General features: G+C 69.5%; 20 protein-coding genes. 10 read left to right on the plus strand and 10 right to left on the minus strand.

The features are described 5' to 3' along the window. Positions 1-448 precede the first annotated feature (448 nt). From V6M56_RS13065 to V6M56_RS13075, 3 genes are all read left to right on the plus strand, one after another. The gene (locus V6M56_RS13065) at positions 449-865 is read left to right on the plus strand and encodes a Ros/MucR family transcriptional regulator (RefSeq protein WP_332684322.1); all 417 of its coding nucleotides are present in this window, start codon (positions 449-451) and stop codon (positions 863-865) included. A 228-nt stretch (positions 866-1,093) separates the two neighbouring features. After that, complete coding sequence (locus tag V6M56_RS13070; RefSeq protein ID WP_332684323.1) at positions 1,094-1,453, plus strand: helix-turn-helix domain-containing protein; 360 nt, start codon at positions 1,094-1,096, stop codon at positions 1,451-1,453. Further along, a complete protein-coding gene (locus tag V6M56_RS13075; RefSeq protein WP_332684325.1) occupies positions 1,450-2,247 on the plus strand; it encodes a DUF6456 domain-containing protein in 798 nt (265 codons plus the stop codon). Before V6M56_RS13070 ends, V6M56_RS13075 begins: the two co-directional genes overlap by 4 nt. Before the next feature lie 6 nt (positions 2,248-2,253). Here V6M56_RS13075 and V6M56_RS13080 read toward each other — a convergent pair whose 3' ends face one another. Further along, positions 2,254-2,679: a SufE family protein gene (locus tag V6M56_RS13080; protein ID WP_332684326.1), complete on the minus strand. Its 426-nt coding sequence runs from the start codon at positions 2,677-2,679 to the stop codon at positions 2,254-2,256. Positions 2,680-2,762: 83 nt separating this feature from the next. After that, positions 2,763-3,044: a hypothetical protein gene (locus V6M56_RS13085; protein WP_332684328.1), complete on the minus strand. Its 282-nt coding sequence runs from the start codon at positions 3,042-3,044 to the stop codon at positions 2,763-2,765. Between the two features lie 349 nt (positions 3,045-3,393). Between V6M56_RS13085 and V6M56_RS13090 the strand changes: the two genes are divergently transcribed. From V6M56_RS13090 to V6M56_RS13100, 3 genes are read left to right on the plus strand one after another with little or no spacing between them, the layout of a single operon-like run. Then, complete coding sequence (locus V6M56_RS13090; protein ID WP_332684329.1) at positions 3,394-5,199, plus strand: PAS domain-containing sensor histidine kinase; 1,806 nt, start codon at positions 3,394-3,396, stop codon at positions 5,197-5,199. A 15-nt stretch (positions 5,200-5,214) separates the two neighbouring features. After that, a complete protein-coding gene (locus V6M56_RS13095) occupies positions 5,215-5,790 on the plus strand; it encodes a hypothetical protein (protein ID WP_332684331.1) in 576 nt (191 codons plus the stop codon). Positions 5,791-5,818: 28 nt separating this feature from the next. Next, entirely contained in the window at positions 5,819-6,151 is a 333-nt protein-coding gene (locus V6M56_RS13100) for a DUF1491 family protein (protein ID WP_332684332.1), read from the plus strand. 98 nt (positions 6,152-6,249) lie between these two features. On the opposite strand, the gene V6M56_RS13105 is transcribed toward V6M56_RS13100, so the two are convergent. Then, positions 6,250-7,374, minus strand: a complete 1,125-nt coding sequence (locus V6M56_RS13105) for a DUF2336 domain-containing protein (protein WP_332684333.1) — start codon at positions 7,372-7,374, stop codon at positions 6,250-6,252. A 269-nt stretch (positions 7,375-7,643) separates the two neighbouring features. Between V6M56_RS13105 and V6M56_RS13110 the strand changes: the two genes are divergently transcribed. Together V6M56_RS13110 and V6M56_RS13115 are read left to right on the plus strand one after the other, a co-directional pair. Further along, positions 7,644-7,844, plus strand: coding sequence for a hypothetical protein (locus V6M56_RS13110; RefSeq protein WP_332684334.1), 201 nt, complete (start codon positions 7,644-7,646; stop codon positions 7,842-7,844). Further along, a complete protein-coding gene (locus V6M56_RS13115; RefSeq protein WP_332684336.1) occupies positions 7,841-8,602 on the plus strand; it encodes a hypothetical protein in 762 nt (253 codons plus the stop codon). The genes V6M56_RS13110 and V6M56_RS13115 overlap by 4 nt, the downstream gene beginning before the upstream one ends. Before the next feature lie 177 nt (positions 8,603-8,779). On the opposite strand, the gene V6M56_RS13120 is transcribed toward V6M56_RS13115, so the two are convergent. From V6M56_RS13120 to V6M56_RS13150, 7 genes are all read right to left on the minus strand, one after another. Beyond that, positions 8,780-9,433 (minus strand): DUF1254 domain-containing protein, encoded by a 654-nt coding sequence (locus tag V6M56_RS13120; protein WP_332684337.1) that lies wholly within the window; start codon positions 9,431-9,433, stop codon positions 8,780-8,782. Beyond that, complete coding sequence (locus tag V6M56_RS13125) at positions 9,430-10,005, minus strand: DUF1214 domain-containing protein (protein ID WP_332684338.1); 576 nt, start codon at positions 10,003-10,005, stop codon at positions 9,430-9,432. The genes V6M56_RS13120 and V6M56_RS13125 overlap by 4 nt, the downstream gene beginning before the upstream one ends. 174 nt (positions 10,006-10,179) lie before the next feature. Then, positions 10,180-12,402, minus strand: a complete 2,223-nt coding sequence (locus tag V6M56_RS13130; RefSeq protein WP_332684340.1) for a transglycosylase domain-containing protein — start codon at positions 12,400-12,402, stop codon at positions 10,180-10,182. Between the two features lie 240 nt (positions 12,403-12,642). Beyond that, the gene (locus V6M56_RS13135) at positions 12,643-13,434 is read right to left on the minus strand and encodes a class I SAM-dependent methyltransferase (protein ID WP_332684342.1); all 792 of its coding nucleotides are present in this window, start codon (positions 13,432-13,434) and stop codon (positions 12,643-12,645) included. Between the two features lie 41 nt (positions 13,435-13,475). Beyond that, on the minus strand, positions 13,476-14,264 hold the full coding sequence (locus tag V6M56_RS13140) for an ABC transporter ATP-binding protein (RefSeq protein ID WP_442881152.1): 789 nt from the start codon (positions 14,262-14,264) through the stop codon (positions 13,476-13,478). After that, positions 14,261-15,343, minus strand: a complete 1,083-nt coding sequence (locus V6M56_RS13145; RefSeq protein ID WP_332684382.1) for a FecCD family ABC transporter permease — start codon at positions 15,341-15,343, stop codon at positions 14,261-14,263. Before V6M56_RS13145 ends, V6M56_RS13140 begins: the two co-directional genes overlap by 4 nt. Positions 15,344-15,345: 2 nt before the next feature. Further along, positions 15,346-16,488, minus strand: a complete 1,143-nt coding sequence (locus V6M56_RS13150) for an ABC transporter substrate-binding protein (protein ID WP_332684344.1) — start codon at positions 16,486-16,488, stop codon at positions 15,346-15,348. Positions 16,489-16,679: 191 nt separating this feature from the next. Between V6M56_RS13150 and V6M56_RS13155 the strand changes: the two genes are divergently transcribed. Together V6M56_RS13155 and ppdK are read left to right on the plus strand one after the other, a co-directional pair. After that, entirely contained in the window at positions 16,680-17,174 is a 495-nt protein-coding gene (locus V6M56_RS13155; protein WP_332684346.1) for a YcgN family cysteine cluster protein, read from the plus strand. A 198-nt stretch (positions 17,175-17,372) separates the two neighbouring features. Continuing rightward, positions 17,373-20,057 carry a pyruvate, phosphate dikinase gene (ppdK, locus tag V6M56_RS13160; protein ID WP_332684348.1) on the plus strand — a complete coding sequence of 895 codons (2,685 nt, stop codon included), beginning with the start codon at positions 17,373-17,375 and terminating at the stop codon, positions 20,055-20,057. Positions 20,058-20,071: the final 14 nt, after the last annotated feature.

Genomic DNA, 20,071 nt, shown 5'->3' on the forward strand with positions numbered 1-20,071 from the left:
GCGGACGGGCCTCGGCGAGGGGCGGCGCGGCGGAGGTCTTCTGAGGCATGTCTCGACTCGGGTTCGCGGCGCCGCGATCATTAGTCGCGTCTCTTCTCGACTTCACGACGTTGCCGCAGGCGCTGAACTCGTAGAGGCGCGTGAAAAGGCTGGCAAGACAACCATCCCGCGCAGGCATTCGCGCAGATGCACAATTTGGTTACCATGGGCAACCGCTAACAATGCAATATTGCGTGTGAGGCAACGTATTCGAAATGAAGACTGCCACTTGCAGTCTCATCTTTCATGGATTAGACGATTACACGACTGATCCGTTTTGCATGATTCTATTCCGGCAGAATTCGACCTGCTGCCGGCGTGGGATCAGAGCAGGCGCTTGCGCCGCGTAAACAGGGCGGCCCCAGTCACCGATACGCCCGGTCCAAAAAAACAACGGAGCAACGCCCCCATGGCTGACCACGACGGTTCGGATTTTATCGAGCTTACAGCAGATATCGTTTCCGCCTACGTCTCGAACAATTCGGTTCCAGCTTCGGAATTGCCGGCGCTGATCAACGATGTCCACGTCGCGCTCAGCCGCGTCGTCGGCGGGGTTGCCCCAGTGGTCCCGGCCGAGGCGCCCAAGCCCGCCATCGCGGTCAAGAAGTCGATCACCGCTGATTTCCTGATCTGCCTGGAAGACGGCAAGAAGTTCAAGTCGCTGAAGCGCCATCTGCGCACGCAGTACAACATGTCGCCGGAGCAGTACCGCGAGAAGTGGGGCCTGCCGCCCGACTATCCGATGGTCGCGCCGAACTATGCCGAGGCGCGCTCGCAGCTCGCCAAGAAGATGGGCCTCGGCCAGCAGCGTCGCAAGCGCCGCTGAGGCGCCCTCGCTCGCGATCGGGCAGAAGAGCGTTCCCTATCGGGAATGCGCGCCAAGCCGTCGGCTCCTGCCGGCGGCTTTTTTCGTTGCCGGTCACTGCTGCCTTGGCCTGTCAGGAGGATCTCCCCTGCCGCTCGCGCGGCCCTTGCAATCGAGGATATAGGAATATAGTCACATATCCCTACCCCTGAGCGGCTCGGCCGGCGCAGGTGAAGGAGTGAACATATCATGAACATTGCGATTGCCAACCGATCGGACCCGTTGTCCCGCAGCGCCAAGGCGAGACTCGCTGAGGCAGCCGTCTGCGCCGCGCTGCGCTTGTCTCCGGCGGCCTTGCGGCAGAAGCGGCGGGGTGTCGGCCGGGCCGCCTTCGGCCGGCAGGTCGCGATGTATCTCGCCCATGTCGGCTTCGGCCTGAGCCTGACCCAGGTCGGCCTCGCTTTCGGCCGCGATCGTACGACCGTTCGTCATGCCTGCGCGCTGGTCGAGGACAGGCGCGACCAGCCAGGCTTCGAGCTCGCGCTCGCCGCGCTGGAGGCCGGGCTGGCGCTGCGCTTGCGAACCCTGGTTGCGGAGCTCGGCCGATGAGCGCGCCCGGGAGCGATGGCGCGGCGCCGCCCCGGCTTCTGCGCCATCTCCGGCAGCCGGGCGCCTTCGGCACGGATTCACCCTTCGGCTGCGGCCGTATCGCGCTTTACCGTAGCGTGCGCGGGGCGAGCCTCGGCGCCGGCTACGCCCCGGTCGAGGAAGCGCGGGACCTGGTCGAGGCCGGTCTTGCCGTCTGGCTCGGGACGGGAAGGGCGCGCCGCCTGCAACTTGTCGAGACGCGGCCTGCCCGGGCGCTCGCGGTGGCGACGATGACGGTGGCGGGCGAGGCGCAGGCCGTCGTCCTGGACGAGCGCGAGAGCCCGCTGCTCTGGCTGCATCGGCGGCCGGGCAAGGACGGCAGGCCGCAGATCTCGACGGCGGAATTCGCCGCCGGCGAGCGTTTCCGCGCCGAGCTGACGCTGGCGCAGATGCTGCCGCGCGTCACGGTGAACTGGGATGCCGGGCTCGCCGCCGGCACGCAGGCTTCATCGCGCGACCCGGCCTCCGCCTCGGATGCCAGCCTGGCGGCGCGCCAGCGCGTCCGGCAGGCCTGCAAGCGCCTCGGGCCCGAGCTTTCGGGCCTCGCCATCGACGTCTGCGGCTTCCTCAAGGGCCTCGATGCCGTCGAGCGGGAGCGCGGCTGGCCGGCGCGCTCGGCCAAGGTGGTGCTGCGCCTGGCGTTGGCGGCACTGGCCGAGCATTACGGTCTCGCCGGCAAGACCGGGCGGGGTTCCGCCGCGGCTTTTGCCTGGCAGGCTGCGGATGCGCGCCCGGCGATCCCGCCGCCGGCCTGACCCGGTTCAGGCGACGGCGGCGCGCGCGTCGCTCTTGATCCGTTCCATCATGGCGCGCACGCCGTTCGAGCGCTGCGGGGTCAGATGGGCGGCGAGGCCGAGCCGCTCATAGATGGCGAAGGCGTCGGTGGCCAGGATCTCGGCGGCGCTGCGGCCGGAATGGATCGCCAGCGCCAGCGCCACCAGGCCGCGCACGATATGGGCGTCGCTGTCGCCGCGGAAATGCAGCCGGGTGGCGTCGCCGGGGCCGCCTTCGCGGTTCGTCTCGAGCCAGACCTGGCTGGCGCAGCCGCGGACCTTGTTGGCGTCGCTATAGGCTTCCTGCGGCAGCGGCGCGAGCGTGCGCCCGAGCTCGATCAGGTAGCGATAGCGGTCGTCCCACTCGTCGAGGAGCTCGAAATTGGCAATGATCTCGTCGAGGTTTTCACTCATGCACCGTGGCTCACCTTGCACACAGCCGGCGGGGAGGCTGTCTGTCAGGTGGTCTTCGACGGGCGGCCCGGCAAGGTCAAGCGTCAGCGCTGCGACGTTTGCGCTTCTCCGCTGCGGCTCGCGGCGGCGGCTGCCAGCGCCAATACCCGGGCGCGCGTCTCGGGCTCCAGCCCGGCCAGTACCTCGGCGGCCTCGCGCAGGCTGGTTGCGCCCTCGAGGGCGGCCTTGGGATCGAACTTCGCCAGCACGGTGATCGCCGCCTTCGCATCGAAGGGCGCGGCGTCCGGCTCGCTCCTGGTGCCATGCACCGGCGAGTTCAGGGCGATCACCCCGATCAGCGCCAGGCTGCGCAGTAGATAGGCCATTTTCATCCCCGTCGCTTCGCCAGGGCGTCCCGGCCCCGACTTAGGCCACCCTAGCGGATGGCTCGAAACATCCGGTGTGCCGGACAGTCGCAATTTGAATCAAAGACAGGCTTTGCTCTTCAGTTTCCATTCACCTTGCCGGCAACAAGCAACGCCGCCGGATTTTTCTCCAACATGTCTATAAGCTTCTGATAAATAGGGATATTCCATCTCTCGCCACGGCCGCCGGCCGGTTCCGGTGCGGTGCTGCCTTAAGTCCCGCTTAAACGCCGGCCGCGAGGATTGCTTCCACAAGGCAAGGCGGTTTCGCCGAAGGCCGGCAGAGGTTGAGCGTTTGCGGTTCTCCAGCATGATGACGGCGATCAGGGCGCAGGTCGCGGCGATGGTTCACCCATCGGCGTTGCCGAACTCGCTCGAACGCATGCGGCATGAGCGCTTCATCCTGACGCGCCTGGTCATAGGCGTGGGCGGGCTCAGCCTGGTACCGGCCTATATCGCCTGGCGCGGCCGGCTCGACCTGCTCGAGCTCCCCGTGCTGGTGGCGATCGGCCTGCCGCTGCTGGCGGTTTTCGTGCTCTCCCGCACCGGCCGCCTCGACCTGGCGCATTGCATCTCCGGCGCGGCGCTGACGCTCTTCATCGTCGCGCTCGCCTGCATGACCGGCGGAGCGACCTCGCCGCTGCTGCTCTGGCTCGCCGCGGTGCCCGCGGAGGCGATGTTCTTCGGCTCGCGGCCCTATGTGGCGCGCGGCAGCGCGCTCGCCGCCATCGGGCTCGGCGCCATCATCGCCTTGCAGGGTTGGGGCGGCATGGCGGAGCCGGCGCCCTGGACCTTCGCGGCGATGCCGCTTTTCGTCACCATCGCGATCCTGCATGCGATGCTGATCGCCATCGTCTTCCTGCGCCGGCGCGACGACGAGTTGCGCGAGCACCGAGCCTCGGACGCCCGCGCCCGCCTGATGCTGGAGCATGTCGGCGACCTGGTGACCTGGCATGACATGACCGGGGCGGTCGTCTTCGCCAACGAGGCTGCCCGCGCGCTGACCGGCGCCGAGCCGCCGCAACTGCATGGCAAGGGCCTGTTCGAGCGCGTCCACATCGCCGACCGGCCGCTCTTCCTCAAGGCACTCAGCGACGCCGCCCATGGCGCCGGCCAGGCCAGTGCCTGCTTCCGGGTGCTGTTCGTGCCCGCCGGCGCCGGCGCATCTGCCGGTACCCCGACCGTGCGCTGGCTCGATCTCGACGCCCAGCGGATCGACCAGACCGGCCCCCGCGACGGCGCGGCCGTGGTCTGCGTCGCGCGCGACGTCACCGACCGCCGCGCCCATGACGAGGAGCGCGAGCGCAACCGCGCCGAGGCGGTCAAGGCCAGCGACGTCAAGGGCCAGTTCCTCGCCACCGTCAGCCATGAGCTGCGCACGCCGCTGAACGCGATCATCGGCTTCTCGGAAATGCTCAGCGGCGATCTCGCCGATGCGCTCGGCCCGGAGCGCCGCCAGGAATACGCCACGATCATCCACGATTCCGGGCACCATCTGCTCGACGTCGTCAACACGCTGCTCGACGTCTCGAAGATCGAGAGCGGCGCCATGACCATCGAGCAGGATCCGCTCGATATGACGAAGCTCGCCGAGGATTGCTGCGTCGTGGTCGCGCTCAAGGCGCAGTCCGGGCAGGTGACGCTCGAGCGCGTGGTCGGGCCGGATCTGCCGCCGCTGCTCGGCGACCGGCGTGCCCTGAAGCAGGTCATGCTCAACCTGCTCTCGAACGCGATCAAGTTCACCCCGGCCGGTGGCCGCGTGACGCTCGCCGTCGTGCGCGATGGCGGCATGATCGACCTCTCGATCTCCGACACCGGCATCGGCATCGCCGCCGCCGACCTGCCGCGGCTGGGGGATCCCTTCTTCCAGGCCAAGTCCTCCTATGACCGGGCCTATGACGGCACCGGACTCGGGCTCTCCGTCGTGCGCGGGCTGGTCGGCCTGCATGGCGGCACCCTCAGCATCGAGAGCGCGCCCGGCATCGGCACCCGCGTCGCGGTCCGGCTGCCGCTTGCCGGCATCGCCGCCGCCTGCGAACCCGTCCGCATCGCAACCCATGCCCGCGCCCCGCGCCGCGGCTTCGAAACCAAGCAACCCTTTCGCCTGACCGCCTGACCGAGAGCCGAGAAGATGTCCGCCACGCTCGCCGCCCGCGCCCGCACCAATGCGACGCTTTCCATGCCGCCGCGCCGCGCCACCGGCGGCAGGCGCCAGCTCTCGGCGTCGGCCCGGTTGCTGCGCTGGCTCGGCCGCCGTCCCGGCCGGGCGCTGATCATCCTGCTGTTCAGCGCCGTTGCCGCCGCGATCATGCTCAACGCGCTCGTCTTCCAGAAGGGGCGCCACCCGGCGCCGATGCTGTCGGCGCCTTCGGCCAGAGCGCTGCCGGCCCCGGCGACGGAGCGGCGCGCCGATGCGCCGGCCGCGCAGCCGCAAGCGGCCGCCCCGCAGGGGATTCCGACCCAGCAGGACATCCTGCCGCCGGTTCGCCCGGGCAGCCTGCCCCAGGCTCAGCGCGAGGCGAACCCGCGCCCGCCCGCCGCCGTCGCACCCGCGCCGCGTGCCGGCCAGTCGGCGCCCGCCGCCCGCCCGGTGCCGGCACGCGATCCGATCGCCGATCTGATCAACGGTGCCGATCTGCGCCCGCCGGCGGAGATCCGCGGCACGGCGACGGCGCGTGCATCCGCTACCCGCCGCGGCGAGAATTGAGACCGTCCGGCAGCGCGGAGCGTAAGCTTTGGCACGTCTGACCAGCGATTTCTGGGTCTCGGCCTATCTCAGGCAGGCGGCGCTTGACGGCCTCGTCGCGGTGCTGCGCCGGCGCGGCGCCAGCGAAGCCGGGGCGATCTTCGTCAAGCTCGACCGTCTCGACGGCACTGCCATGCTCTATGGCCCGGCGCCGCAAGCGCTTGCCGAGGAGGATGGCGAGCGCCGCTTCCAGCGCCTGCTCGAGGCCGATCCGCTGGCGGTGGAGGATCGCGTCGCGCGCGAGGTCCGCTTCGATGCCGATCTCTGGCTCGTCGAGATCGAGAACCGCGCCGGCGACCCGCGGCTCAAGCTGGTCGATTAGCGCAGCCTGCACCCGGATGCCTGGTGAGGTCACCCCGGGTCGGCGCCGCATTCGCGGCTCGTCCGGGATGACGGCGTGCGATTCAATCCGGGAGGCGCTTAGCCCGTCTTGCCGCCGAGGCGGCGCAGCATTTCCTGCACGCTGCTGCGCGCTGCGGGCCGCTCCCCGCCGGCCCTGGCCGGCGTGCCGCTCGGGTCCATCGCCGGCTGCAGTGCCGGGCGGGCTCCGCCATGCTCCGCAAGCCCACCGATCTGCAGGGCGAGCCGCCGCGCCGTCGCCGGATTGAGCAGGCGCATCAGATCGGCCAGCGCGAAGATGCGCTGCACCGAAAGGGCGGTGTCGTCGCCGAGCCCGATCAGGAAGCGCGTCGCTTCCTCCGGGCTGGCGCCGCAGCCGACCAGCGTCAGCGCCGAAAGCTGGCGCGAATGATCACTCGCGAGCGCCTGCGCGAATTCCGCGCCGGCGCCGAAGAGATCGGCCAGCGCGGCGAAGGCGCCATGCCGGTCGACGAGGGCGGTGGCGACCAGCCCGGCGAACTGTTCGGGCGTGATGGTCGGGCGGCGCGGTGACGGCGCCAGCGCCTCATGCGCGGTGGCGGCCTCGATCATCGCGAGCCGCTTGTCGAGGCTTGCCTGGAGGAAGAGCGGCGCAAGCTCCGCGGCCGGCAGGTCGTCGCGGGCGAGCAGGCCAAGGCCGAGCGCGGGCGTGGCGCCGGCCCGCGCGACGAGCAGGTCGAGCGCCGCCCTGGGCAGCACCACCGCCAGATTGCCGACCAGTGCGAGGTCGACGGCGCGGTCGTCCCGTCCGGCGAGCAGCGTGCTCGCGGCGGCGCTGAGGTCGCGGCGCCCGGCAAGCGCGAGTTGCGCGGCGGGGTCGCCTTCGGCGGCGATCTCCTCGATCTCGACCGGGGAGAGCGGCATGCCATGGCCGATCAACGCGGCGAGGACCTCGCCGCCGCGGGCCCGCAGCGCCGTCAGGATCTCCGGCGGCACGTGCCGCCAGCCGGCGAGCTTGCGCGCCAGGATAAGGGCGGTCGGTTCGTCCACCACCGGAATCAGCGCGACCGCCATCTCCCGGAAGGCGGCCATGTCCTCCGCCGGCGGATTGGTGGTCGAGAGCAGGAGGTCGGCCTTCACGCGCAGCGCGACCTGCCGGAGGTCGAGTCCGCCACCGCTGGCGAGGTGGGCGAGTTGTGCGAGGTCGGCGGCAATTCGGGAAGGCATCGGCGTCTCGCGGGAAAAATAATTCGATTCTCGCGAACTTATCCCCGATGCGTTAGCACTGCGTTAACCATGAACGGGCCTGATGTCCGAGAGGAAGGCGTGCCGACGTCGCGCAGAGTGCCCGACCGAAGCGCCTTGAAGCAGGGTGCGAAAGAGTGGGAACCGGTTTTCCGCGGAATCCTGCTCCAATTTTCGATGCGAGGCGGATTCGGCTTTCGGGCATCCGGCTCTGGCGATTTCCGCGCAGGCGCCAACAAGGGAGGCGCATCATGGCCGACGTCATTCCTTTTGCGCCGCGCAGGCGCTTCGCCAGAACCGCCACCGCCGCCGATGCGGCGCCGGCGCAGATCCTGTTCTTCACCGGTGTCCGCTATGAGCGCCAGCCCGAACCGCCTGCGGCCAAGCCGCAGCGCCGGCCGCGGTCCGCCGGCAGTGGCGAGCGCGAAGCCAGGCGCAGGCGGCCGGGGTGAGACGCGCCGCCCTCCCGGCGATCCTGTCCAGCCTTCTCCTCGCCGGTTGCACGACCGGCGATCTCGGCCGGCCCCGCCCGAACTTCTTCAGCGATCAGCTCGTGCCCGGCATGGGCGACTGGGCGGCGCGATTCCGTGGCGAGGCTTCGTCCTGGTTCCACCTGACCGATGACGAGCAGCAATTGCGCGCCCGCGCCTGGCAGTTCGTGATGCCGACGCATGAGCGCAGCAGTTTCGAGCGTCAGCTCTCGAGCCTCGCCCATGCCCGCCTCCTGCCGGCGCAGGCGCAGGCGGGTTCGGTCTCCGATTACCACCGGGCGCTGGTCTCCGGCGCCTTCGCCTCGCAGGTCTCGCGCTACAACCGGCTCGCCGAGGATGCCGGGGCCGACCGGGCCCTGCTCGGGCCGTTCCGGGCCAATGCGATCCGCGTCGTCAACGCCGACCGCGCCAGGCTGCGCACGCTCGGCGCTTCGGCCCTGGTCTCGGCGGAAGCCCATGACCCGGCGCAGGAGCGCGTCATCGAGAACGAAGGCCTGATCCTCTGGGTCTGCGAGCGCCTCGGCTTCCGCCTGGCGAGCTATCGCTACGCCCTCGACAATCTCGTCGTCGAGATGCCCTCGCGCGAGGCGGTCAGGGCCGAGCGCGCCATCATGGCGCTCGAGGCCGAGGTCGGGCTCGCCTGCAAGCTGCCGCTGATCGGCGTCTTCGGCGGCGAGGGCGCGCGCCAACCGGACCGGCCGGTCGTCTACAAGGGCTGAGCCGGCCGCCCAAATGGTCTTCCCAGGCCCTGCTGCATTCCCTCGGAACCGCACCGTCATCCCGGGCTTGTCCCGGGATCCATCGTAGAGCGCCGGAGCCTTACGATGGATCCCGGAGCGGCGCCGCTTCGCGGCTTGTCCGGGATGACGAAGCGGTTCCAAAAAAATCAGCAGGCTTCAATCCACCGGGCCGCAGGCGACGCTCGTCGCCAGGGCCTCGGCCTCGCTGCGGTCGGCTTGGCGGCGGAGCATGACGCGGGCCACGATCAGCCCCTGCGGCGAGGACGAGACGACGCGCAGCTCGCGCGAGGTCTCGCCTTCCTCGTCCTGTGCCAGGCGCTCGTCGAGCTGCTCCTGCGTCATCACCACGAATTCGAGCACGCCGCGGATCGCCGCCCGGTCGGTGATCGCATAGACGACGCCGCCGCCGCGGCGATGGAGCGTCAGGCCGAGCGGCAGCGAGCCGATATGGGCGATGACGCGCACCGGCCCGGTGCCGAGATCGTAGCTGCAGACGGCGCTGACGCTGCTCGGATCGGCCTCGGCCATGACCGGCAGCCCGGTCGGCGCCGGCGTCACCAGTTCGGCGTGCCCGCCATTGCCCAGCGAGGCGTAGGCCGAAGCGGCGTCGCGCTCGGCCAGGGCCGGGATCAGCAGCACCGCCAGGATGTGGACGATTCCGGCGAGCACCAGCCCCATCAGCGTCAGCAGGGTAAGGCGCCGCAGCCCCCGGCCGAGCCGTCCCAGCCAGCCGGTCGTCGCCGTCGCCCGCGCCGGGCCTGGCGGGAGCGGCGGCCCATCCAGGAGGCGAGGATCGTCGATGGTGCTCATCGGCAGTCGATCCGGGTGATCCGCGGCAGCGCTTCGGGCCGCAACTCGCCGGCATGGCTGGAGATCGGCGTGTCGTAGAGCCGCAGGCGCAGCTGGAAGCGCCCGGAAGCCGGCAGCGGCAGCCAGTTGCCGGCTTCCGGCGTCGCGGCGGCGACGATGCGCAGGCCGCCGCGCTCGTCGCGGACCAGCTCGGCATTGGTGAAGCTCTCGCGGGCGACCGCGAGCTGGAGCGGGCCCCGGGCCGGGTCGGCGACGCCGAGCGACCAGCCGCGGGCCGGGGGAGTGACGCCGGTGACGGCATAGCGGCAGCGGCCGTCGAGCGGCTGGCCGGCATCGTCGCGCTCGGCGATCAGCTCCAGCCCTTCGCCGGCGCCGAGCGGCAGATGCACGCCGCGCGCCAGATAGGCCCGCATATAGGGATCGGTGTCGCGCGCGCCGCTTTTCGGCCAGGTCGTCCAGGCGCCGACCTGCGCCCGGCCGATCCAGGGCCGCTCGGCGACGGCATACCGGGCGGAGGCCAGCCCGAGCCCGGCGCCGAGGGCGATCACATAGGCGAGTTCGAGGACGCGCATGGAATGGGGGCTTGGCTCTCTTCGGCGCTCGTCGGGCGATGCGGCGATTCTAGAGCATTGTGCCTTCCGACTGAATCGAAACCTGTCATCCCGGACAAACGGCCTCAGCCGCGCCGATCCGGGATCCATGCCTGAGCCTTTCCAGCCAAGGTTCCGGGGACGGCAATCCCCGGCTCAGCGGATGCGCGACTGGCCCGGCCGTGCCGGCAATTCGCCGATGCCGGCCTGGATCGAGGTCTTCGCCGCGCGCGGCGCCTCGACGGATTTGAACATCGCCCCGACCGCCGACAGCACCTCGAAGGATTTGCGCGGCATGTGGCCGGCATTGGCGCCGCCCGTGGAATGCGCCGGGCCGGCGTTCTTCGCCACGGTCGCCTTGTCTGCCGCCGGCGGCGCCACGCCCGGGATCGGCTTGAGCTCGATGCCCTGATGGGCGAAGGCCATGATCTCCTTCCAGGTCATGGCCGGCAGCGAGCCGCCGGTCATGTTGGCGGTCTCGGAGGAATCGTCGTTGCCGAACCAGACCGCGCCGACGAGATTGCCGGTGTAGCCGACATACCAGGCATCCTTGTAGCCATTGGTCGTGCCGGTCTTGCCGGCGCTGATCACGCCGTCGAGCGCGGCGCGCCGGCCGGTGCCGGCCGTCGGCACGGTCGAGAGCATCTGGTTCATCTCCAGCGCCACCTGTGAGCTCAGCACCTGGGCGGGAGCCGGCTCGTCGCGGTCGTGGCGGTAGATTTCCTCGCCGAGCGAGTTGCGGATATCGAAGGCGGCGTAGGGTCTGGCCCGCTTGCCGCCATTGGCGAAGACGGCGTAGCCGGCGGCCTGGTCGATCACCGTGACCTCGGCGGCGCCGATCGGCAGCGAGACGGTGTCGATCAGCGGCGTGGTCAGGCCCATCGCCCTGGCGGTCTCGACGATCTTGTTGCGGCCGATGCGGGCGGCGCGCGCCTCATGCGTCTCGCCGGCCGCCCGCCCGATGGCGATCGACATCTGCACCGGGATCGTATTGATCGACTTGGCAAGCGCCACCGTCAGCGGCAGCGAGCCGGCATAGGAGCGCCCGTAATTGTTCGGGCACCAGTTGCCGATGCAGACCGGCCGGTCGGTGACGATGGTCGTCGGCTTGTAGAGCCCGGTGCTCATCGCCGCCGCATAGACATAGGGTTTGAACGAGGAACCGGGCTGGCGCAGGCTCGAGGTCGCCCGGTTGAATTGGCTCGCGCCATAGTCGCGCCCGCCGACGATGGCGCGCACCGCCCCGTCCGGATCCATGATCACGGTGGCGGCCTGCCGGACGCGATAGGCCTGGCCGTGCTGGCGCAGGATGCTCTCCACCGCCTCCTCGGCGCGCTTCTGGATCGCCGGGTCGTGCGGCGTCTTCACCGTCAGCACGCGCTCGGGGCCGATCTTGCCGTCTTCCGCCAACTTGCGGACCTCGTCGAAGGCCCAGTCGAGATAATAGTCGGGACTGGCGTCGCGGCGGCGGTCGATCGGCTTGGCCGGGTTGCGGCGGGCCGAGTCGATCTGCCCCGCCGTCATGAAGCCGGCATCGACCATGGCGCCGAGCACGTCGTTGGCGCGGGCGCGGGCGGCCGGCAGGTTGACATGCGGGGCGAACCTGGAGGGCGCCTTGAACAGCCCGGCGAGCATGGCCGCTTCCGCCACGGTGACGTCCTTGGCCGATTTGCCGAAATAATACTCCGCCGCGGCAGCGACGCCGAAGGTGCCGCCGCCCATATAGACGCGGTCGAGATAGAGCTTCAGGATCTCGTTCTTGGTCAGCCGGTATTCGAGCCAGATCGAGAGGAAGGCTTCCCTGATCTTGCGGTCGAGCGAGCGCTCATTGCTGAGGAAGAGGTTCTTCGCCAGCTGCTGGGTGATCGACGAGCCGCCCTGCACGACGCCCGAAGCCCGGGCGTTGACGGTGAGGGCCCGGAAGGTGCCGAAGACGTCGATGCCGAAATGGTCGTAGAAGCGCCGGTCCTCGGTGGCGAGCACGGCCTTGATCAGATGGTCCGGCAGTTCCTCGAGCTTCAGCGAATCGTCGTGCCGGGCGCCGCGATGGCCGATCTCGGAACCGTAGCGATCGAGGAAGGTGACGGCGAAGACCTGGTTCTTCAGGGCGTCCTCGTTCCCTTCCCGGAAGGAGGGGATCGCCAGCAGCAGAAGCACGATCGCGCCGGCGATGCCGACATTCAGGCCCTCGCTGGCGAATTCGGCGGCGAGGCGCTTCGGCCCGCTGACGGTGAGCCGGTCGGTCGCGCTGCGGACGCGCTCGTAGAATTCGCCCGCCCGCCGGCCGGCCGCATAGAGCGAAGCGTCGAGCCATGAGTCCGCCGCCAGCGCCGAGCGCTTCAGGCGGGTTGTCCAGCGTGCCTTCCTGAACTCGATCACGGATCGGGCCACCTTCAGAATGCCGCAGGATCGCTCCCGCCGCGTCCCGGATCGGTCAGCAGTCGCCCGACCCGGCCTCTCGAAATAAGCCTTGCAGGCCTCGGACGGAAGGGGCCGTGGCGCAGTGCCTGTTCACGAGCAGGTTCCGGGCCATCCCGGCCGTGCCGTTTCGGGACAGCCTCGTGATTTCAGCCGGCGATCTGTGGGGCAGGGCCCAAACGCAGCGGCGAGAGCAGGCCCTCAGGCCTTGGTCGCCACCAGCGCGAAGCGGGTCGAGGAGACCAGGCGCAGCGCGTCGTGCAGCTTGGCGCCGCGCTGCTGCGCGCGCACCACCTGGCGATAATCGGCCGGCTCGATCCGGGCGAAGCCGGCCTGGCGCAGCATGGCGCCGAGGCGCTCATAGCTCAGCCCGTCGCGGAAGAAGAAGCGCTTGGAGATCGAATCGAAGGCTTCCCGGTCGGTCGTGTGAACGCCGCCGCCACCGCTGCGCTCGCGCAGCCAGGTCGCGCTGCGGTTGAGCAGGTTCTGGAACCAGGAGCGGTTGATCCAGTCGCCGTCGATCACCAGCAGCTTGCCGCCCGGCCTGAGCACGCGGAACCATTCGGCGAAGGCGCCTTCCGGGTCGGTCAGCGTCCAGACCAGATGCCGCGTCACCAGCGCGTCATAGCTCTCATCCTCGTCGAGCAGGCGCTCGGCGTCGCCGGGCAGGATCCTGGCCTTGTCGCCATGCTTGGCGCGGGCGCGGGCCAGCATGTCCTCGGAGAAGTCGATCGCCGTCACCTTGTGGCCGAGCGAGAGCAGGCCACGGGTGATCTCGCCGGTGCCGCAGGCGAGGTCGAGCACTTCGCGCGGGGCGGGGCCGAAGGCCTGGCGCAGCAGCGCCTGGAAGGCGGCGAGCTCGGCATCCGACTTGATCGCATGGCCGACCTGCTGGTCGAAGCTCGCGGCGCGGCTCGACCAGTAGGCCCGGATCTCCTCCTTCAGCGAATAATTGGCGCCGGGGCTGGGAGCGTTGCTGTCTGGCATCGGCATGCTGCGGTTCGAAAGGGTTGGCGGGCGTGAAAGCACAGGCGTCAGACGTTGGCCAGAGCGGCCCTCGCCGGCTGGCCGGCCTTGCGGGCCGAACCCTGGACGACGACGAAGGGCGCTTCGCCGGCGCCGGTCTCGACCCGGGCGACGACGCCGTAGACATCCTCGAGCAGGGCCGGGGTGATGATCTCGCGCGGCGGGCCGAGTGCGATGAGCCGCCCCCGCGCCAGCACCATGACGCGGTCGGCGATGCGCAGCGCCTGGTTGAGGTCGTGGATCGCGATCAGCACGCAGATCTGCTTTTCGCGGGCGAGCCGGGCGACCAGGCTCAGCACCTCGAACTGGCGGTGCAGGTCGAGCGCGCTGGTCGGCTCGTCGAGCAGCATGATCTCGGGCCGGCGCACCAGCGTCTGCGCGATCGAGACGAGCTGGCGCTGGCCGCCGCTGAGCTCGCCGAGGCCGCGAAAGGCGAGGTCGGCGATGTCGAGATCGTGCAGGGCCTGGTCGATCGCGGCGAGCTCGTCGTCGCCGACGCCCCAGGAGCCGCCCTGCTTGCGCGCCAGCAGGATCGATTCATAGACGGTCAGCACCGCGTTCACGGCGGTGTCCTGCGGCAGGTAGCACGGTGCCTTGCCGGTGCTGCTGACGATCTCGACCGTGCCTGCGCCCGACGCCATCCCGGCGATGCGCCGGAACAGGCTCGACTTGCCGGCCGCATTGGGCCCGATCACCGCGACGATCTCGCCGCCGAGCAGATCGGGTGTCGTCACCTCGGCGAGGATCTCGCGCTTGCCATAGGCGACGCCGACCTGGTTGAGGGCGAGGCGCCTCACCATGAGCGCCTCCGGCTTGTCAGGATCAGGCTGAAGAAGAACGGCACGCCGACCAGCGCGGTGACGACGCTGATCGGGAAGATCAGGCCCGGGATCAGCGACTTGCTGACCACCGAGGACGCCGAGAGCAGGGCAGCCCCGGCCAGCGCCGAGGCCGGCAGGAAGAAGCGCTGGTCCTCGCCGATCAGCATCCGCGCGATATGCGGCCCGACCAGGCCGATGAAGCCGATGGTGCCGACGAAGGCGACCGGCACCGAGGCGAGCAGCGCGACCAGCAGCATGGTCTCGAGCCGCAGCCGGCGCACGTCGATGCCGAAGCTCGCCGCCTTCTCGTCGCCGAGCCGCAGCGTCGTCAGCGCCCAGGCCCGGCGGGCGAAGAGCGGCACGCAGAACAGCAGCACGGCAGAGGTGATGGCGAGCTTGTGCCAGTTCGCCTTGGTCAGCGAGCCCATCATCCAGAACACCACCGCGCCCAGCGCCTGCTCGGAGGCGAAGAACTGCAGCAGCGCCAGCAGGGCGTTGAAGGTGAAGACCAGCGCGATGCCGAGCAGCACCACGGTCTCGGTGGTGACGTCGCGCCGCTGGCTCAGCATGTGGATCAGGAGCGAGGCGCCCATCGCCATGATGAAGGCGTTGATCGGCACGACATAATCGATGGCGAGCGGCACGATCGCGACGCCGAAGACCAGCGCCAGCGCTGCCCCGAAGCTCGCCGCCCCCGAGATGCCGAGCGTGAACGGGCTCGCCAGCGGGTTGTTGAGCACGGTCTGCATCTGGGCGCCGGCGATGGCGAGCGCCGCCCCGGTGACCACCGCCATCAGCGCGACCGGCAGGCGGATGTCCCAGATCACCACCCGGACCGCGACCGGCGCGGTCGAGGGCGAGAGCAGCGCGTCGATCACCTCGCCCATGCCGTAGCGCGCCGGGCCCAGCATCAGGTCGACCAGGAAGGAGAGCAGCAGCACCGCGGCGAAGCCGGCGAGCATCAGCTTGCGGCGGAAGGCGAGCGCGCGATAGGCGGCGCGGCCCTCGGCCGCCTGCGGCCCGGCCACGCTCTCTTCCGCCAGGGCCGGCGCCAGGCTCACTTGGGGGTCTCGAGCGAGACCCAGAGGCCGGGCTCATAGGGCAGCGGCAGGAAGCGCTCGTGCAGCACCCGCATCGTCGCGTCCGGGTCGATGTCCTTGAACAGCTCCGGATGCAGCCATTTCGCGATCTGCTGGATCGCCACGAACTGGTAGGGGCTGTTGTAGAACTGGTGCCAGATGCCGTGGACGCGGCCGTTCTTCACCGCGGCGGACTGGGCGAAGGCCGGGCGCTTCATCAGGTTGGCGAGCTTGCGGCGGGCCTCCGTCATGTCGGCGCCGGCGCCGAGGCCGACCCAGTTGCCGCCGGGCACATAGCCTTCCCAGCTGCTGCCGGTGACGATCACCACATCCGGATTGTCGGCGACGATGCGCTCCGGGTTGATCGTGCCGAAGGTAGCCGGGATCAGCGGCGCCGCCAGGTTCCGGCCGCCAGCGAACTCGACCATCTTGCCGAAATTCTCGTTGCCGAAGGACATGCAGCAATCGTCTGAATAGCCGCCGGCGCGCTCCATCATGACGAGCGGGCGCTTGAGGTCGGGGGCCTTGGCGAGCCGCTCGGTGACCAGCGCGATCTGCCCGGCGCGGAACTTGATGAAGTCCTCGGCGATCTGCTCCTTGCCGAAGAGCTTGCCGATCAGCCGCATCGACGGCTCGGTATGCTCGAAGGGCTTTTCACGGAAGTCGACATAGACCACCGGGATGCCCACCGAGGCGAGCTTCTCGACCAGCTTGGCCTCGTCGCTGGCGACCTTGGCCTCGATGTTGAGGAAGAGCACGTCTGGCTTCAGCGCGATCGCCTGCTCGACGTCGAAGGCGCCGTCCTTCATGCCGCCGAAGGTCGGGAGCTTGGCGATCTGCGGATAGCGCTTCAGATAGGCCTTGTAGTTCTCGGGATCGGCCTTGCCGAGATCGTCGCGCCAGCCGACGACGCGCTTGAACGGGTCTTCCTTGTCGAGCGCGGCGACGAAATACATCTGCCGGCCCTCGCCGAGGATGATCTTGCGCACTGGCGCCTCGACCTTGACCTCGCGGCCGATGACATCGGTCACCGTGACCTTCTCGGCTGCGGCCGGCAGGGCGGTCGCCGCCAGCCCGGCGGCAGCGGCGAATGCGCGCAGGAAGGTCCGTTTCGTCAGCATCGGGGAACTCTTGCAGGAGGAAATCTTCGGCTCAAATAGAAGGGCAGGAGTATTCGGTCAATTTTCCTAGATTATAATTCTTCTAATAACAGATTAGAATAAATCCAGATTTGACGCCCGCGCGTTCCCCGATCCCTCGCGGTGAGGGCCGGCGCGCTTTCCTCGGTGGCCGCGACGGGGCATAAGCGGCCATGGCCGCGCAACCAATCGAAAATCCGCCCTTCTGGCAGACCAAGTCCCTAGAGGAGATGACCGAAACGGAGTGGGAATCGCTCTGCGACGGTTGCGGGCGCTGCTGCCTGGTCAAGCTCGAGGACGAGGATACCGGTCGCATCCTGGCGACCGATGTCGGCTGCCGCCTGTTCGATGCCGGAACCTGCCGCTGCCGCGACTACGAGAACCGTTCGCAGACCGTGCCGGATTGCGTGACGCTGACGCCGGAGGCGGTGCGCACGCTGCCCTGGCTGCCGCCGACCTGCGCCTACCGCCTGGTCGGGGAGGGCAGGGACCTGCCCTGGTGGCATCCGCTCGTCTCGGGCGACCCGCAGACCGTCGTCGAGGCCGGCATCTCGGTGCGCGGCCGCGTCCATGCCAATGAGGACGAGATCCCCGAGGAGGAGGTCGTCGCGCGGCTGGTCAACTGGCCGCTGCGCTGGCCCCGGCGCGCCCGCGGCCCGCTTCGCTGATGGGCGCGGCGCTGCCGGACGGGAACCGTCTTGCGGCTGTTCCGGCTCGGCTTGCGGGCGCCGGCTCATTGATTGTTCATCTGCTTTTGGGCATGACCGCGCCGGGCGGGTGCGCTGCAGCAAGCAGCCCCCGCAAACGCGAAACCATCCAAGCGCGCCGGCGTTGATCGCGGCGACAAACTTGAAAGAGGCTGGCTGATGGCAGGCGAGAAATGGGTCTACACCTTCGGTGACGGCAAGGCCGAAGGCGAGGCGGGGATGAAGAACCTGCTCGGCGGCAAGGGCGCGAACCTCGCCGAGATGAGCAATCTGGCCCTGCCGGTACCACCCGGCTTCACCATCACCACCGAGGTCTGCACCTGGTATTACGACAACGGCAAGAGCTTCCCGGCCGAGCTCGACGGGCAGGTCAGGGCGGCGCTCGCCGGCATGGGCAAGCTGACGGGCAAGACCTTCGGCGACCCGGCCAATCCGCTGCTGGTCTCGGTCCGCTCCGGCGCGCGCGCCTCGATGCCGGGCATGATGGACACGGTCCTCAATCTCGGCCTCAACGACGTCACCGTCGAGGCGGTGGCGCAGGCTTCGGGCGATGCCCGCTTCGCCTGGGACAGCTATCGCCGCTTCATCACCATGTATTCCAGCGTCGTGCTCGATATCGACCACGGTCATTTCGAGGAGGCGCTCGAGGACTACAAGGAGCGCAAGGGCTACCATCTCGACACCGAGCTTTCGGCCGATGACTGGAAGACCCTGGTCGGCCGCTACAAGGCGATCGTCAGCAAGGAGCTCGGCGCGGAATTCCCGCAGGAGCCGGAGCAGCAGCTCTGGGGCGCGGTCGGCGCCGTGTTCTCGTCCTGGATGAATGCGCGGGCGATCAAGTATCGCGAGCTGAACGACATCCCCGCCGCCTGGGGCACCGCCGTCAACGTCCAGTCCATGGTCTTCGGCAATATGGGCGAGACCTCGGCCACCGGCGTCGCCTTCACCCGCAATCCCTCGACCGGCGAGAACGAGCTCTATGGCGAGTTCCTGATCAACGCCCAGGGCGAGGATGTCGTCGCCGGCATCCGCACCCCGCAGGACATCACCGAGGCGGCCAAGCGCGCCGCCGGCTCCGACAAACCTTCGATGGAGAAGGCGATGCCGGAGGCCTATGCCGAGCTCTGCCGGATCTACGGCATCCTCGAGCAGCACTACCGCGACATGCAGGACATGGAGTTCACCATCCAGGAGAGCAAGCTCTGGATGCTGCAGACCCGTTCCGGCAAGCGCACCGCCAAGGCGGCGCTCAGGATCGCCGTCGATCTCGCCCGCGAGGGGCTGATCAGCGAGAAGGAGGCGGTCGGCCGCATCGAGCCCGGCGCCCTCGACCAGCTCCTGCACCCGACGATCGACAGCAAGGCCGAGCGCCGCGTGCTGACCACCGGCCTGCCGGCCTCGCCCGGCGCCGCCGCCGGCGAGATCGTCTTCACCTCCGAAGCCGCGGAAGCTGCGAAGAAGGCCAGTCGCAAATGCATCCTCGTCCGGGTCGAGACCTCGCCTGAGGACATTCACGGCATGCACGCCGCCGAGGGCATCCTGACCACGCGCGGCGGCATGACCTCGCATGCGGCGGTCGTGGCGCGCGGCATGGGCAAGCCCTGCGTCTCCGGCGCCGGGCAGATCCGCGTCGACTACGCCAAGGCGACGATGACCGTCGGCCCGACCACGCTGAAGGCCGGCGACTTCGTTACCATCGACGGCTCGACCGGGCAGGTCCTGCTCGGCGAGGTCAAGATGCAGCAGCCGGAGTTCTCGGAGGAGTTCAGGACGCTGATGGGCTGGGCCGACAAGCTCCGCCGCCTCAAGGTCCGCGCCAATGCCGAGACCCCGCGCGACGCCAGGGCGGCCCGCGAGTTCGGCGCCGAGGGCATCGGGCTCTGCCGCACCGAGCACATGTTCTTCGATGCCGGCCGCATCCTCGCCATGCGCGAGATGATCCTGGCCGAGGACGAGGCCGGCCGGCGCGCCGCGCTCGCCAAGCTCCTGCCGATGCAGCGCCAGGACTTCGTCGAGCTTTTCACCATCATGCACGGGCTGCCGGTGACGATCCGCCTGCTCGACCCGCCGCTGCACGAGTTCCTGCCGCATACCGACGACGAGATCGCCGAGGTCGCCGCCGCGATGGGGACGACGGCCGAGAAGCTGCGCCGCCGCGCCGCCGAGCTGCACGAGTTCAACCCGATGCTCGGCTTCCGCGGCTGCCGCCTCGCCGTGGCCTATCCCGAGATCGCCGAGATGCAGGCCCGCGCCATCTTCGAGGCGGCGGTGATCGCCGCGAAGGAGACGGGCAAGCCGGTGATCCCGGAGGTGATGGTGCCGCTGGTGATCGGCGCGCCCGAATTCGACCTGGTCAAGGCCGGTATCGACGCGATGGCGGCGGCGGTCCGCACCGAGACCGGGGCGAGCCTCACCTATCAGGTCGGCACCATGATCGAACTGCCGCGCGCCGCGCTGCGGGCTGAGGAGATCGCCAGGAGCGCCGAGTTCTTCTCCTTCGGCACCAACGACCTGACCCAGACCGCGCTCGGCATCAGCCGCGACGACGCCGCCTCCTTCCTCGGCGCCTATACCGCCAAGGGCATCCTGACCAGCGATCCCTTCGTGACGATCGACCAGGAGGGTGTCGGCGAGCTCGTCAGGATCGCCGTCGAGCGCGGCCGCAAGTCGCGTCCCGACATCAAGCTCGGCATCTGCGGCGAGCATGGCGGCGATCCGGCCTCGATCGGCTTCTGCGAGAGCGCCGGGCTCGACTATGTCTCCTGCTCGCCCTTCCGCGTGCCGATCGCACGGCTCGCTGCCGCCCAGGCGGCGCTGGGCGCGATCAAGGCCAAGGACGCCTGAGTCCGGCGGCGGGG

The organism is Allobosea sp. (assembly GCF_036675845.1).
GTDB lineage: Bacteria > Pseudomonadota > Alphaproteobacteria > Rhizobiales > Beijerinckiaceae > Allobosea.